This is a genomic window from Escherichia sp. E4742, assembly GCF_005843885.1.
Taxonomy (GTDB): domain Bacteria; phylum Pseudomonadota; class Gammaproteobacteria; order Enterobacterales; family Enterobacteriaceae; genus Escherichia.
On the sequence record NZ_CP040443.1, the window covers coordinates 509,648 to 526,013 of the forward strand.

8 protein-coding genes and 1 pseudogene are annotated in these 16,366 nt (G+C 48.7%); 4 read left to right on the plus strand and 5 right to left on the minus strand.

What is annotated here, in order from left to right:
• Positions 1-20: 20 nt before the first annotated feature.
• Together FEM44_RS02485 and FEM44_RS25395 are read right to left on the minus strand one after the other, a co-directional pair.
• Entirely contained in the window at positions 21-2,264 is a 2,244-nt protein-coding gene (locus tag FEM44_RS02485; protein ID WP_135521568.1) for a bifunctional diguanylate cyclase/phosphodiesterase, read from the minus strand.
• Between the two features lie 190 nt (positions 2,265-2,454).
• Positions 2,455-2,586, minus strand: a pseudogene (locus FEM44_RS25395) (hypothetical protein); the annotation flags it as partial.
• Positions 2,587-2,614: 28 nt separating this feature from the next.
• On the opposite strand from FEM44_RS25395, the gene FEM44_RS02495 reads away from it, so the two are divergent.
• From FEM44_RS02495 to FEM44_RS02505, 3 genes are all read left to right on the plus strand, one after another.
• Positions 2,615-2,806, plus strand: coding sequence for a YfgG family protein (locus tag FEM44_RS02495; protein WP_165382789.1), 192 nt, complete (start codon positions 2,615-2,617; stop codon positions 2,804-2,806).
• A 312-nt stretch (positions 2,807-3,118) separates the two neighbouring features.
• Positions 3,119-3,637, plus strand: a complete 519-nt coding sequence (locus FEM44_RS02500) for a glycine zipper 2TM domain-containing protein (RefSeq protein ID WP_010344568.1) — start codon at positions 3,119-3,121, stop codon at positions 3,635-3,637.
• A 15-nt stretch (positions 3,638-3,652) separates the two neighbouring features.
• Positions 3,653-4,192, plus strand: a complete 540-nt coding sequence (locus tag FEM44_RS02505) for a DUF5384 family protein (RefSeq protein WP_135521564.1) — start codon at positions 3,653-3,655, stop codon at positions 4,190-4,192.
• A gap of 132 nt (positions 4,193-4,324) precedes the next feature.
• On the opposite strand, the gene guaA is transcribed toward FEM44_RS02505, so the two are convergent.
• Positions 4,325-5,902 (minus strand): glutamine-hydrolyzing GMP synthase, encoded by a 1,578-nt coding sequence (gene guaA / locus FEM44_RS02510; RefSeq protein WP_064526237.1) that lies wholly within the window; start codon positions 5,900-5,902, stop codon positions 4,325-4,327.
• 68 nt (positions 5,903-5,970) lie between these two features.
• Positions 5,971-7,437 (minus strand): IMP dehydrogenase, encoded by a 1,467-nt coding sequence (guaB, locus tag FEM44_RS02515; protein WP_001296289.1) that lies wholly within the window; start codon positions 7,435-7,437, stop codon positions 5,971-5,973.
• Positions 7,438-7,598: 161 nt separating this feature from the next.
• Here guaB and xseA point away from each other — a divergent pair, with 161 nt between their 5' ends.
• A complete protein-coding gene (xseA, locus tag FEM44_RS02520; RefSeq protein WP_135521562.1) occupies positions 7,599-8,966 on the plus strand; it encodes an exodeoxyribonuclease VII large subunit in 1,368 nt (455 codons plus the stop codon).
• Positions 8,967-9,025: 59 nt separating this feature from the next.
• Here xseA and FEM44_RS02525 read toward each other — a convergent pair whose 3' ends face one another.
• On the minus strand, positions 9,026-16,276 hold the full coding sequence (locus FEM44_RS02525; protein ID WP_171022595.1) for an adhesion domain-containing protein: 7,251 nt from the start codon (positions 16,274-16,276) through the stop codon (positions 9,026-9,028).
• Positions 16,277-16,366 lie beyond the last annotated feature (90 nt).

The following is a 16,366-nucleotide window of genomic DNA, read 5'->3' on the forward strand; positions in this document are numbered from 1 at the left end:
GTTGCGTTGGCCCAAATGTATTACGCGCTTTCTCGAACAGGTTCCCTTTCAGCCGTAATCGCAATTAACGGCTGCGGTTCACCAATCAAAAAGCCTTGCAGGTAATCAATACCCAAAGAGTGTACGGCTTTGCGAATCTCTTCATTTTCAACATACTCCGCAACCACTTGCATTTTCTTCATTCGTGCCAGATGACAAATCGATGCCACTATCTGGTAATCCAGACTATTCGAGGCAATATTACGGATGAAGCTGCCATCAATTTTTAATAAATTGGCATTCACATTTTTTAGCCGCGCATAACTTGCGTATCCGGTGCCGAAATCATCAATAGCAATCTTGCATCCTAACTCCTGAAGATGCTGTAGTGTATTCTGTGCCTGCTTAACATTGGTAAGGGCATTACTTTCGGTGACTTCAAAGATAAGCTGCCACGCCTCTATTTGGTATTTCGCTAATAACTTACTAATTTTAACAGGAAAGCGGGCCTGACAAACTGAAGTTGGCGACAAATTAATCGCAAATCGTTGAGCGGGCATTTTCTCTTTATTTTCCGCCATAAATTGCAATGTATGTTCGATGACCCACATGTCGATACTGGACGATAAGCCAAATTCATGAGCAACCGGCAAGAAATTATCAGGATTGATGAGTTCATCATTCTCCCCTCTCATACGCAGCAAGATTTCATGATAGACATCGCCGCGCACTCCAGTAATTGGCTGGGCCATAAGGCAAAAATCGTCGTGCTCAAGCGCCTGCTGTAGCCGATTCATCATTGCCACTTTGTCTTTTAATTCTCGTTGCAGATACATTGCTCCGCGACGCTGCATATTTTCCGGGGCATTAGTCACTATAGAGAGTTCAGCAACCGTACTTAGCTCACCTAACAGCAAATAAATATGATTCACTGGCGAACGGACATAGCAATAGCTGACACCAATCTGTGGTTGCAATGGCATATCATCCCAAAAGAAACGAAACTGCTTAAGATGGTTATCCAATACGATAATGCGCTCCTGGTGAGACTCTGTATTCAGTCGCAGCGCGAGATCATTGCCAGAAAGCTGATAAACGTCTTCTCCGGGTTCCAGTAAAGGTGCCAGCCAATGTGAAAGCTTTTGTTTGTATTGGATACGCAGCATGATGCCATAGTTCTTTACCAGCATTTCCATACCGGGAATGCGTAAAAAACATAGCGCGGACCAGGGCGCATCACGCAGCGCACGATTCAAAGCGCGAACATTCGGCAGATGAACAACCGGGTCCACGTAAGCCAGCCGCTGAATGCGTCTGGTCACCGCTCGTTGACGCGTTGCCAGAACTGCCATGTAATTGACGATAAAAGAAAATACCAGATAGCTGGAGGAGGTTATGGTTAGTTGAGTGGTATACCCATGATAAAGGGGAATATAATTCTGGTAGCTATGGATACTGATCATCAGCACTATTGCCCAGAGCAACGAGATCAGCTTGTAGCCATAACGCATCGCTCCCCACATCATCAGCGGCAGCAATAACGACAAAGTATAGTTGGTGCTGAAAATTGTGCTTTTTTCATTTAAAGGCATACATAGCAGAAATAACAATGCGCCCAGAGCAAGCAACCACAGCGTGAACTCTTTTTTTGTAACCTTACTGTCAATCTGTTGTTTTAATTGAGAATAATAGCTTCGCAAATAAAATGGATTTCGTACAGAACGAATGATGAAGTAACAAAGCGGGACGCCTATCAGATTACCCACCAGCAAGGCCTGGTAATTGATTAAGGTTCCCAGATTTAAGGGCATGACGCCAACCAGATTTGTTCTGCTCGCCAGTAAACCTACAAACGCCGCAAACTGGAAGAGCACCAGAAACAACGTTGCAGGGAAAACAATCTGCCAAAAAATGCGCTGGGAAATTAAGCGGATATCACCATGTGAAACGTTGTTACGCCGGGGCGTAAACACCTTATAGCCCCCCCAACAAAGAATGATAATGATTATGAAATTAACCGTTAACGAGATCGTTTCATATAAACCAAGCTCGGCATACTTACGAACAAAAATCCCTAAAGCAATACCCGGTAATGCTGCCCAGCTAAAAAACATCATCAAGCTGATCATCAGCGCAAGCGGCAGATAAAAGAGAAAAACTTCGCCAGAAGAAATATGTGCGTAAGTATTTATATAGGCGAAAACAGGCAAGATTATAGACGGCAGGATCAGCGGAAGCCCCCACCATTTATCACGTATATTTATATAAGTTGCATTCAGTTTCATAGATGCTCAGCAGAACCCCCTACATCCTGAAAGGGTGTATTCAGACAGGCATCCCACCTGACTGCGATGGATGATTATTCATCGCTATTAAGGAGCATTGATTTTAAGTGTCATATGAAAGTTCCAATTGATATATATCAAACAAAATTACCCTAATTAATGAATTATTACGTTTATAATGTTGGCTCGTCATTATTACATCATTGTTGTAAATAATTAAATTAACTTCCATAACATTAAAACATGTATCAGCTAACGCTTTTTTACATAATGAACAATTGACCATTGCGCCCGGGTATGCCTTAATGTTAGTACCGTCCATGGCATGGACATACCTTGAGGAACCCTTTGTGAGTCAGCCAACCAGTATGCGAAAACGACACCGATTTAACAGTCGTATGACTCGTATCGTATTGCTTATCAGCTTTCTCTTCTTCTTTGGCCGCTTTATCTACTCCTCCGTTGGCGCCTGGCAGCATCATCAGAGCAAAAAAGAAGCTCAGCAATCCACACTCTCTATCGAATCCCCGGTACAACGTTAGCGGTTACCTTCGTCACCTTTACTGAACAAGACGGCTCAATGCTGTCAGACACGGTTGCTCTTTGTTGTTATCAAAGCGGCAGGCATTTATTTATCTAAATTTTTACCTCTTTGTCCTGATTTCGAATCATTCTGCAATAAGATGCAATGTATATTAGACACAATATATATGTTTCTATTATGCGTTAATGCAGATTTATTTATTCGATGAATTTAAATAAATTTAATCTATTCCTCCATAGTCTATACATTTACTTTCCTCTTTCGATGATCTTAAATGTCTTGTTTTTCGTAAAGTCTATAACAAGGAATAGTGATGAAATTTAAAAAATGTCTTCTGCCTGTGGCAATTTTAGCGTCATTCACCCTGGCAGGATGCCAGTCAAATGCTGACGACCATGCCGCCGATGTTTATCAAACTGATCAACTGAATACCAAACAAGAAACCAAAACCGTTAATATCATTTCCATTCTACCTGCGAAAGTAGCGGTAGATAACTCACAAAATAAACGGAACGCACAAGCCTTTGGCGCGCTTATTGGCGCTGTCGCAGGCGGTGTGATTGGACATAACGTAGGGTCTGGCAGCAATTCAGGTACTACTGCGGGTGCAGTTGGCGGCGGAGCCGTAGGTGCGGCTGCAGGTTCTATGGTGAATGATAAGACGTTAGTGGAAGGGGTTTCGTTAACCTATAAAGAAGGGACCAAGGTGTATACCTCTACTCAAGTGGGTAAAGAGTGCCAGTTCACAACGGGTTTAGCCGTTGTCATTACCACTACGTATAACGAAACGCGTATTCAGCCAAATACCAAATGTCCTGAAAAGAGCTAACTATCAGGAGGACTCATGAAGAAAGTTTTTCTTTGCGCCATTTTAGCCGCTGTTAGTAGCTCAGCTTTCGCCTCTTCATTACAGGATCAACTCTCTGCGGTCGCAGAAGCTGAGCAGCAAGGTAAAAATGAAGAGCAAAGACAGCATGACGAATGGGTAGCAGAGCGCAACAGGGAAATTCAGCAAGAGAAACAACGGCGCGCAAACGCTCAGGCCGCCGCCAATAAAAGAGCGGCGGCAGCAGCAGCGGATAAGAAAGCTCGCCAGGATAAACTGGACGCCGAAGTCACTGCGGATAAAAGACGCGATCAAAGTTATGAAGATGAGCTGCGCAGCTTAGAGATTCAGAAACAAAAACTGGCGCTGGCGAAAGAAGAAGCCCGCGTTAAGCGCGAGAACGAATTTATCGATCAGGAGCTGAAGCACAAAGCCGCGCAAACTGATGTCGTGCAATCTGAAGCTGACGCTAACAGGAATGTGACAGAAGGTGGCCGCGATTTGATGAAAAGCGTGGGTAAAGCAGAAGAGAATAAATCAGACGGTTGGTTTAATTAATTGATGTCAGTAACTTCAAGCCTATGATTCGTAAGGATTATGGGCTTTTTTATATTGCTGACTTTAGCCAGCAATATAAAAAACCCTCTGTAGCAACAGAGGGTTTTGTTCATTCATAGTGCAGGAATTAAATCATTCCCACTCAATAGTAGCTGGCGGCTTACCGCTGATGTCATACACCACGCGGGAAATACCGTTCACTTCATTGATAATACGGTTGGAAACGCGGCCGAGGAAGTCGTACGGCAGGTGCGCCCAGTGTGCGGTCATAAAGTCGATGGTTTCAACAGCACGCAGAGAGACAACCCAGTCATACTTACGACCATCGCCCATTACGCCAACGGAACGTACTGGCAGGAAGACGGTGAACGCCTGGCTGACCTTGTCGTACAGATCCGCTTTACGCAGCTCTTCAATGAAGATGGCGTCAGCACGGCGCAGCAGGTCACAGTACTCTTTCTTCACTTCGCCCAGCACACGAACGCCGAGGCCCGGCCCCGGGAACGGGTGACGGTACAGCATGTCGTACGGCAGGCCCAGCTCAAGGCCAATCTTACGCACTTCGTCTTTGAACAGCTCTTTCAGCGGTTCAACCAGGCCCATCTTCATCTCTTTCGGCAGGCCACCAACGTTGTGGTGAGATTTGATGACATGTGCTTTACCGGTTGCAGACGCGGCAGATTCGATAACGTCAGGGTAGATAGTGCCCTGCGCCAGCCACTTCACGTCTTCCAGTTTCAGCGCTTCCTCATCGAATACTTCAACGAAAACGCGACCGATGATTTTACGTTTCGCTTCTGGATCGTTTTCGCCAGCCAGCGCTGACAGGAAGCGATCTTCTGCCGGAACGTGAACAATGTTCAGACCAAAGTGATCGCCAAACATATCCAGAACCTGCTCTGCTTCATTGAGACGCAGCAGGCCGTTGTCGACGAATACGCAAGTCAGGTTTTTACCGATAGCGCGGTGCAGCAGCATTGCGGTTACGGAGGAATCCACGCCACCAGAAAGGCCGAGGATTACTTTATCGTCGCCCACCTGCTCGCGGATGCGGGCTACTGCGTCGTCGATAATTTTTGCCGGCGTCCACAGGGCTTCACACTGACAGATATCCAGTACAAAACGCTCCAGCATACGCATGCCCTGACGGGTGTGGGTCACTTCCGGATGGAACTGCACTCCGTAGAAGCGTTTTTCTTCGTTGGCCATAATGGCAAACGGGCAATTTTCGGTGCTGGCAACGGTGATGAAGTCGGACGGGATAGCGGTAACTTTATCGCCGTGGCTCATCCAGACGTCCAGCAGCGGTTTACCGTCTGCGGTCAGAGCATCTTCGATACCGCGAACCAGTGCGCTGTCGTTTACGACTTCAACCTGCGCGTAGCCAAATTCACGTTCGTTGGAGGCTTCAACGTGACCGCCCAACTGCATCGCCATGGTCTGCATACCATAGCAAACGCCGAATACCGGTACGCCTGCTTCAAAAACATACTGCGGCGCACGCGGGCTATTTTCTTCAGTGGTACTTTCCGGGCCGCCGGAAAGAATAATGCCGCTTGGGTTGAAGTCACGAATTTGTGCTTCTGTCACATCCCACGCCCACAGTTCGCAGTAAACGCCCAGCTCACGCACGCGGCGCGCAACCAGTTGAGTATACTGGGAACCGAAGTCCAGAATGAGGATGCGATGCTTATGAATGTTTTCCGTCATTGACGCTTATTCCGAGGCAAGTGAAACAGATAATATAAATCGCCCGACATGAAGTCGGGCGAAGAGAATCAGGAGCCCAGACGGTAGTTCGGGGACTCTTTGGTGATGGTCACGTCGTGAACGTGGCTTTCCTGAATACCCGCACCGCTGATACGTACAAACTCCGCTTTAGTACGCAGTTCGTCGATAGTACCACAGCCGGTCAGGCCCATACAGGAGCGCAGGCCGCCCATCTGCTGGTGAATGATCTCTTTCAGACGACCTTTGTAGGCTACGCGACCTTCGATGCCTTCCGGCACCAGTTTGTCGGCAGCGTTGTCGCTCTGGAAGTAACGGTCAGAGGAGCCTTTGGACATCGCGCCCAGAGAGCCCATCCCACGGTAAGATTTGTAAGAGCGGCCCTGGTAGAGTTCGATTTCACCCGGGGATTCTTCAGTACCTGCCAGCATGGAGCCGACCATCACCGCGCTTGCGCCAGCAGCGATAGCTTTCGCAATATCGCCGGAGAAGCGAATACCACCGTCAGCAATAACCGGAATACCGGTGCCTTCCAGCGCTTCAACTGCGTCAGCAACGGCAGTGATCTGCGGAACACCGACACCAGTAACGATACGAGTCGTACAGATAGAGCCAGGGCCGATACCGACTTTAACCGCGCTGCAACCTGCTTCTGCCAGAGCGCGTGCGCCCGCAGCTGTTGCCACGTTGCCGCCGATGATTTGCAGATCCGGATATTTAGCACGAGTTTCACGGATACGTTGCAGAACGCCTTCAGAATGACCGTGAGAGGAGTCGATCAGCAGAACGTCAACGCCTGCGGCAACCAGCGCATCAACACGCTCTTCGTTACCCGCACCCGCGCCAACCGCAGCACCAACACGCAAACGGCCTTGTTCATCTTTACAGGCGTTCGGTTTACGTTCCGCTTTCTGGAAATCTTTAACAGTGATCATGCCGATCAGGTGGAATTCATCATCAACCACCAGCGCCTTTTCAACGCGTTTTTCGTGCATTTTTGCCAGCACTACTTCACGGGCTTCACCTTCACGCACCGTTACCAGACGCTCTTTCGGCGTCATGTAAACGCTAACCGGCTGGCTCAGGTCGGTCACAAAACGCACGTCACGACCAGTGATGATGCCGACCAGTTCGTTTTCTTCGGTAACAACCGGGTAGCCAGCAAAGCCGTTACGCTCGGTCAGTTCTTTCACTTCACGCAGGGTGGTTGTCGGCAGCACGGTCTGCGGATCAGTTACCACGCCAGATTCGTGTTTTTTCACACGGCGAACTTCTTCAGCCTGGCGTTCAATGGACATGTTTTTGTGGATAAAGCCGATACCGCCTTCCTGAGCCAGAGCAATAGCCAGGCGCGCTTCCGTTACAGTATCCATTGCTGCGGAAAGCATAGGGATATTCAAACGAATAGTTTTCGTCAGCTGGGTGCTGAGGTCAGCAGTATTCGGCAGAACGGTAGAATGAGCAGGAACGAGGAGAACGTCGTCAAACGTCAGAGCTTCTTTAGCGATACGTAGCATGGGCAATATCTCGACCAGAGTGGTTAATAAATATTGCCGCGGCATTATACAGAGCGTAACCGATTGCATCTACCCCTTTTTGCAAATAATGCTTGCGCTCCCCGGTCAGCACGTTACTATCGATTGAATAACCTGCTGATTTAGAATTTGATCTCGCTCACATGTTACCATCTCAATCCCCCGCAATTTTTACGGTTAGTCGCCTGAATCAGACCGTCCGTTTGCTGCTTGAGCAGGAGATGGGGCAAGTGTGGATCAGCGGCGAAATCTCTAACTTTAGCCAGCCATCTTCCGGGCACTGGTACTTTACCCTCAAAGACGATACCGCTCAGGTCCGCTGTGCGATGTTCCGCAACAGCAATCGCCGGGTTACCTTTCGCCCACAGCACGGGCAACAGGTGCTGGTTCGCGCCAACATTACGCTGTATGAGCCGCGCGGTGATTATCAGATTATCGTCGAGAGTATGCAGCCAGCCGGTGAAGGCTTGTTGCAACAGAAATACGAACAGCTCAAAGCGAAATTGCAGGCTGAAGGCTTGTTCGATCAGCAGTTTAAGAAGCTACTTCCCTCTCCTGCCCACTGCGTTGGTGTGATCACCTCAAAAACCGGTGCCGCACTGCACGATATTTTGCATGTGTTAAAACGTCGCGATCCGTCTCTGCCGGTGATCATCTACCCCACAGCCGTTCAGGGCGATGATGCTCCGGGGCAAATTGTACGCGCCATTGAACTGGCGAATCTTCGCAACGAATGTGACGTGTTGATCGTCGGGCGCGGTGGTGGTTCGCTGGAAGATTTATGGAGCTTTAACGACGAGCGCGTGGCGCGGGCGATTTTTGCCAGCCGTATTCCGATTGTCAGCGCCGTCGGTCATGAAACCGATGTGACGATTGCTGATTTTGTTGCCGACCTGCGTGCGCCAACGCCATCTGCCGCAGCTGAAGTAGTAAGCCGCAATCAGCAGGAGTTACTGCGTCAGGTGCAGTCTGCGCAGCAGCGCCTCGAAATGGCGATGGATTACTATCTCGCTAACCGCACACGACGCTTTACGCAGATCCATCATCGGTTACAGCAGCAGCATCCACAACTCCGCCTTGCACGCCAGCAAACCATGCTGGAGCGCCTGCAAAAGCGGATGAGCTTTGCGCTGGAAAATCAGTTAAAACGCACGAGCCAGCAACAGCAGCGGTTAACACAGCGGCTGAATCAGCAAAACCCACAGCCGAAGATTCATCGCGCGCAAACGCGCATTCAGCAACTGGAATATCGTCTGGCTGAAACCCTGCGCGCACAGCTTAGCGCCACGCGCGAACGCTTTGGTAATGTGGTGACACATCTGGAAGCCGTGAGTCCACTGTCCACGCTGGCGCGCGGTTATAGCGTCACCAGCGCCGCCGATGGCACGGTGCTAAAGCAGGTTAAGCAGGTTAAAGCGGGTGATACGTTGACCACACGGCTGGGCGATGGTGTGGTAGTCAGTGAAGTGAGCGCCGTGACGAAAACACGCAAACCGCGTAAGAAAGTCTAAATCCCCGACCGGATGTGATGCAGCCAGCACACATCCGGTATTATTACCGCGACGAAAACTTACTGGAAGCAGGTGGCAAGGCCTGCTTTATTCATCACAGAAATACTACAATCCTGTCCCCCTGTCCCTTCATCCATTCCACATTCCCCGGCTGATAAATACGGGAAACTCGGCGAAGAAGGCCATCCCAGCGAACTAAAACCAGAATGAAGCACTGCTAAATCGTTATATGTCGGCGCGTTAGCTAAATTGCCGCACTGCTCCTCAATATCCCATTGTCGTGCATCAGCCACATGCGCAGTAGCCCAATTTTCGTAGTTCATTACCGGCGAAGAAACAGGGCTTTTCCCGGCGGGTAACTCCGTCGTCAACAAGGGCCGATGCAGTGATTTACCACTCACCATGACCATATCTGCCATATGCCCCCAGAAATGAGCCGAGGAGACGTTCGGGCTGGTGATAACGGTGAAAATAGCATCCATCGTCGCAGTGATGTTGATATTATCGTTCAGCGTTACCGTCAGTGGGGTTTTATAGCCCGGTGAATTATCCTGTTTAATCATAAACGTCGCGGTGCCGTCGGAACCAGTGGTTCCCTGAAGCAAATTACCACTATCGGTCAAGGTGACCGTAGCACCGGTTGGCGGCTGAACAGTCAGGTCATCCATTGCCGCCACATCGCCATATAAGGCCGCTCCGGCATTGCGCGGTGCTGCATCACCGCGTTTCAGGTTAAAGGTCACATTTGGCACCGGATTCCCGCCGCTGTCTTTCACGGTAACAATCAGCGGTAGTGCATCACCTTTCTTCACCATCGCCGCCTGTGTTCCTTCATCAAAAGAGGGTGAACTCAGAATTATACTGGAGACAGATACTCTCGGCGTGACCAGGCAAGCCTGATATGCTCGCGTGGCCGATGTCGATATATCGCCTGTGTTCATACTGATGGATTTATACGTTGATGTTGCCTTCTCCGTCGTAAACCAGTTATACGAATCTAATGGCCATCCTGTATTTTCAGTTAATTTACCTGCATCGTAACTATTAAAGAGAGATTGCAGGTCGCTTAATGTCGGCTGCCTTGCCATCTCGCAAGGAGCAAGTGTATTGCTATCTTTCGTACTCCAGAACAGTGCAGGCCAGTTCTCGCCATTGACGCTTCTTGATGTCAGATTTGTTGATGGTAGTACTTCATCAAACAGTTTCAGCCGCTCGAATACAACACCGTCTTTTGTGGTAACTGTCTCCGGCATATGCCCCCAATGCTGAGCTTTATCTGTATCCGGGCTGGTCATTACAGTAAACCGGGTATTCAGAGAAGAAACTTTGTCATAATCATCTGCCAATATTGCCCCAATAGATGTTTGGCTTCCCAGGGTATTATTCTGAGTTAACTCAAATTCAATCTTCCCATCATTCCCCGTGACCCCATACCATATGGACTGCCCGGTATTGCCAGAGGACGTATAAATTAATGGTATTGACGAAGAAACTGGCGATACAGGCGTTAACGCCAGATTACTCGATGCTGATGAATCTACAATATCGCCTGACCGTCCTCTTGAGAGTTCACGCATGAGCCGAACCGTGACATTTGCCGCAGCATTCCCACTCCCATCCGTAACGGTCACGGTGAGAGGTATCACCTCGCCTTTTTTCGCGACAGCTGTCGATTTATTCACATCCAGGGCGCTGGATGACAACGTCATATTTAAGTTAGCGCGTTTAACCAGACACATCTGTGCCGTTGCTTTGGCAGCATTTGTCGCAGTCGTACTCCCATTATTCAGATTTATATATTGGAAGTTATTGCTTCTGGCATCATTCGTTGGGATGGAATTACCACTCCCCCACGAACTATTGCTTCCAACAGGAAGCCCTAATGCCTGCGTTAACCCACCGCTTCCGACATAATCGTTATACAACGTTTTAAATTGTTCTAATGTCGGCATCCCCATACGGTCACACGGACTATTGCTCGATTGATAGAGATTCGGGTATTTCGTCCACGTATACCAGATTTCATTATTGACAGCATTCGCGGACGTATTGGTGGTAGAAGAAAGCTCAGCCTGCAATAACGGACGGAGGAATTCTGTACCATCGGAACTGGTAAAGGTATCCGGCATATGTCCCCAATAAGCTGCCTTGCTGGTATCCGGACTGGTCAGTACGGTAAAAACAACATCCAGTTCTGATTTTATGGCGCGGTTTCGTACCAGTTGAGCTGTAAGCGGGGTTGCCAGCCCCCAGCTTGTATCCTGATTGACAGTAAACGTTACAGAACCATTCGTACCTGTTGTCCCTGCCCATTGGCTTGAGTTAGACGTCATTGACATGCTACCTGCCACTGGTGTGATTTCCTGCAACAGGAGATCATCATGGGAAGCATTCATTATTGTACCGCTTCGGCTTGTCGCATTGCCGCGCGAAAGTGTAAAACGGGCATAGGGTACTGGATTGCCAGCACTGTCTTTTACCGTCACCGTTAACGGTATAAATTCACCTTTTTTAGCCACCGCAGAACGACGATCACCGTTTTTAGCCGTCATCTCATCACTCTGTGCAGACGACGTTAGCTCTATCGTTGCAGGTGCTGCGTGAGGTTCTGTCAGACACATCAATAAATTTTTCGCGGTTGTGCTGGTTTCTCTGGTTACGCCACCAGCACTCAAATTAACGGACTGATCGTACCATTTGTTAGATTCTGCAACTTGATCATACGCCCACCAGTTCATGCCCGCGCTAACAGGAAGCCCAAAAACGGTTGCCAAATCACCACCAGGATGATCGGCATACAATCCCTGAAGTTCATTGACCAATGGCTGCCAGGCTTCCCCGCAATGGGATTTCGAACTGTCCAGCCGTTCCGCTTTTGTCATCCAGCCCCAGGACTCATTATTAATCGTCGTCGAAGAAATCCCCATTAACTCTGCGGCAAGTTGAGGACGTTTAAATGTGATTCCCGCACTGCTGGTAAAGGTCTCCGGCATATGGCCCCATTGATTGGCCTTGCTGCTATCCGGGCTGGTGATTACCGTATAGATCAACGGTAATGTATTCGAACTGCCCCCTGTCGCATCCAGTGTTGCCGTAAGTACGGTTTTAAGCCCAATTGATGCATTTTGCCCAACACTAAAGGTCGTGCTGCCATCAACGCCAGTCACACCATACAGCGTCGTCGAGTAATCAAGATAGAATCCCGAATGCCCCCATGCATCATCAACCTGCAACATTCTCTGCTGATTATCACCAGATACTGCATTCTGGCGGTTCACACTCACTGGTCGTGTAATAGTAAATGCAGTGTTGCCAACAGGATTACCTTGTGCATCTTTCGTCGTTACACGAATAGCAAGTCTTTCACCTTTCGGGGTTTTCAACATACTTGTGCCGTCAATAGACACGACTTGCGATTGATCCGCTGGTTCAAGAATAATCTGGCTGGCCTGTATCACGGGTGTTACCTGACAAGTGAGATAATTCTGTTCTGTTTCAGTCACAGATGAACTGGTGCCATTGCTCAGATTTTCCGTCTTATACTTGCGCTGATTCATCCCAATATTATCAGGCGTTGAAGAATAGTAGTTTTTCAGCAACGGCCAGCCCTGCACATCTTTCATAGCATTGTTAGTATTACCGCTGTACAACAACTGAAGATTTTCCAGCGTTGGCAGCGCCCCCACCCCACAGCCATTATGACTGATGTTTTCAGCCTGGGTCTGATTAAACAGTGCCCATATTTCGTTATCTTCTTCCGGGCCTTTTCGACCATTACCCGCACCACTGTTTAACTCGGCAAACAGCAATGGGCGCTTAAACGTTATACCGTTAACGGATAACGTATCTGCCATGTGTCCCCACATTTTTGCTTTTGCGCTGTCCGGGCTGGTGACCACCGTAAAAATAGTATCCATCGCCGCATTGATCGTTGAGTCAGAATAAAGTGCTGCAGTAATCGCCGTTTTTGTTCCGTGCGTATCAGGACGAGTAATATTCAAATTTTTTGAGCCATCACTTCCTGTCATTGCGGTATAGAGGGTCGCAGAATCATTCAATGACGTACCCTCAACCACGACGGGAGCCACGATCCCATCGCCACTTCCTGCCGTGTGTTGTTCACCTGTACGGGTATATCCGTCACCACGTTTTAGAGTAAAAGGCATATCAGGCATTGGGTTACCTGAAGCATCTTTTACTGTTACTTTCACCTGTAACGTCTCGCCTTTCTTCAGTTTTGCGGCATTCAGCGTACTGTTCCACTGGCTGCTGTTAACAACGTCGAGAGTAATGGTGCTGGCCACGGGATTAGCTGTCGCCAGGCAACTTACATAGACAGGAGCTTCGTTATTATTTATCTGCAAGCCATTATTTAACCAAAGGGCAGAATAGTGCGGCACTTTATCGACGGGGGTACTACTCCAGTAAGGCTCTTCTCCCGTCGGCCAACCATGCTCACTGTTGATCGTGTTATTACTATTTGCCGAATACAACCCGGAAAGCTGAGTCCTGCGCGGTAACATATTGGCACCACAGCCTCCGGCATTGATATTTGCCATATTGGCCTGTGATACACGAACCCAGGTTTCGTTATTTTCATCCGAAGAAGCACCGGGACTGCTAACTTCTGCCATTAATTTAGGGCGATTGAAGATCAACGAATCGACTTTAATTGTCTCATCCATGTGTCCCCACATCTGTGCTGATGCAACATCCGGACTCGTGGGTACAGTAAAAATGACACTGTAATCAACATGGCTATCAATAATTCTGGAGCTTTCAGGCGCAACCACCAATGATGTATCCAGACCCGCACCTTGCGGCTGCTCAATCCTGATAGTTGCTATCCCCTGCGCATTTGTCGTTCCACTAAATACCATTGACGGCTGAGATGTACCATAGAGCACATCATTCATCTCTATTGCCCCGCTTGTAGCATCAGTAAAACCGGTCGCACTACCTTGTCTGTTACGGCTTGTGCCTTTGGTAATAGTGAAACTGGCATACGGAACAACGGCATTGTTGATGGCGTTGACGGTTCGAACCGTCATGACAATCGTGTCTCCAACTTTTGCTTTTGCCTGCAGTGAATCTGGCGCGGTATCTTTATCAGTATCAACCAAAAGACGAGTGACCAGCTCATTGCCAGAACAACTAAGATAGTTCGGCTTAAACCCTGGATAACTATCAACACTTCCGTTGCCCAGATTTACTGAAAAGTGAGTATCAACCTTCTCTGCGGCAGATAAGTAATCCTGACCGACGGTTGGCCAGCCATGCTCCTCTCCAATCTGATTGCCAGGATAAGTGGAATATAAGGTTTCCAGCGCAGTTTGGCGGGGAATATGCCCGAGCCCACACTCCGCCTGCATACTGGTGTTCTGGTCAAATAGCGCCCAGTCTTCATTGTTTTCGTGCCTTGACCCCAGTTTATGCGACGTTTCATCAGCCAGAACCGGACGCTTAAAGATGTTGCCTGACACAATAAAACCGCGCATATGCCCCCACATGTGAGCCTTATCGCTGTCCGGGCTGGTTACCGTTGTAAAGATGACATCTTTGGTATCGGTATTGGTAAAACCGGTACGCAAACTCCCCGTTATCCGGGTTTTAACCCCCTTTCCTCCCGGTTGAGTCAGTGTTAGCGTCGCCTGACCATTAGTATCGGTTACACCTTCATAGTTATGTGTGTCTATCTGTCTAAACCCTGAGCCACCAGCAATGTGTACCGGAGAGGCTTCCCATGCCGCATCCGTATCCCCTTTACGGCTTTGCCCATTATCGAGGTGCAGGGAAAAGTAGTAGTACGCCAGGGGTTGGTTGTTGTTTTTATTATCCGTTATCGATACCACGGTAGTGATGCTATCACCCACCATGACTTTCGCGGCTTTCAGCGTCGAATCATAGTTATCTGGCGTCAGGGTAATCTGAGGTTCGACATCAGGAGCGGCTTTATCAACACAGCTCACAAGGAACGTAGCACTATCTGATTTCGGTGCTTCACTGTTACTCGTCATATCAACGGCGTAATGCTGATTCTCAAGAGCCGCCAGGGATGACCAGTAATAATCACCCTGCACAGGCCAGCCCAGCTCCGCTTGTACTGAACTGCGGATTGCCGTTGCCAGAAAACCAAACTGCCGCATTCCGGGTAAAATGGCACAATGTTGATCAGCCCCCTCCCAGGTGAAGGTTGACCAGGTTTCATTATGGTCGACGACTGTAGCATTCTCGTTGCTAGCTTCTGCTGCCAGTTTTGGGCGACTAAAGGTGTAGCCATACGCTTCAAACGTATCAACCATATGCCCCCACATATTTGCCTCGGGAACATCCGGGCTGGTCAGCACAGTAAAAATCACGTCGGCACTACTGGTCTGAGAGATCCCTGGCAAACTCACCGTCAGTGGCGTTTTCACTCCAGGGCCATTAGGCTGTGTAACCTGAATTTTCGCCACGCCTTCTGCATTTGTTACACCGCGATATTCTGTGACCGTCGTCGTCAACTCTGTCGAATCCAGTACAACTGGAGCTACATTATTCACTCCATTCTGCCGATTTATTGCATCGCCGCGCTTGATGGTAAATGGAATATTCGCCGCCATATCCCCGCCACAATTTTTAGTTGTGACAGTTAGCGTAATGGTATTTGCAGTCGTGGTTTTCGATGCTTTTAACGTGTTGTCGTAGTGACTGGCGGTCATTGTCACCAGATCACTCTGGGCAGCAGCTATATTCAGCGTAACTTTCGGATAGGCAAGCGGTACTACACCATCATTTGGCACCCCGGTCATCGTCAATAGATGCAATAACGGTGCGACCTGCTGATCTGCACTTAACTCCGGCCATGCCACCAATGAGCGCCCCGCCATATTCTGCGAACAAAACGAACGATTACTAACAGGTTGTGGATTGAGAGGAGTATCGGGCGTGGCTGCATCTGCCCATATCAGCGAAACTGCAGGTAAGATTTGATCCTGCCAGTACATCATCGGTGTCGGTGAGACAAAAAGATCGCCTTCGGTATCACGAGGATTATTAAGAATTAATCTGGCAGCTGAACTATCAATACTGAATTCATTCGGCATTGCAGTAAATTCTACGTTATGGCTCTGAGCAGGGTCCAGCCGGATACTTCCCTGATAAACAGGTATACTGGCGTTATCAGCGACAGGGACAGTGCCATTAATGGCTTGTGTTGAGGGTACGTTATGCCATTGCCCCCCTTTTAATGCTGCAAAAGCCGGCATTGCCACCGTCAGCATGAGTAGTAGCGACGTGATGTACTTTATTAGTTTCTTGTACCCGTCCATGAGTGAAACCCGCCCGTTTAGTCTGATTAATGCTTTTGATTCGATACGTTTTGCTTAATGGCTGACATTAGGCAAAACGCACGGAAAACA

Coding starts and splice junctions, on each gene's coding strand:
- FEM44_RS02485 (WP_135521568.1), bottom strand. CDS start 2,264: ATGAAACTGAATGCAACTTATATAAATATACGTGATAAATGGTGGGGG.
- FEM44_RS02505 (WP_135521564.1), top strand. CDS start 3,653: ATGAAGAAAGTTTTTCTTTGCGCCATTTTAGCCGCTGTTAGTAGCTCA.
- guaA (WP_064526237.1), bottom strand. CDS start 5,902: ATGACGGAAAACATTCATAAGCATCGCATCCTCATTCTGGACTTCGGT.
- guaB (WP_001296289.1), bottom strand. CDS start 7,437: ATGCTACGTATCGCTAAAGAAGCTCTGACGTTTGACGACGTTCTCCTC.
- xseA (WP_135521562.1), top strand. CDS start 7,599: ATGTTACCATCTCAATCCCCCGCAATTTTTACGGTTAGTCGCCTGAAT.
- FEM44_RS02525 (WP_171022595.1), bottom strand. CDS start 16,276: ATGGACGGGTACAAGAAACTAATAAAGTACATCACGTCGCTACTACTC.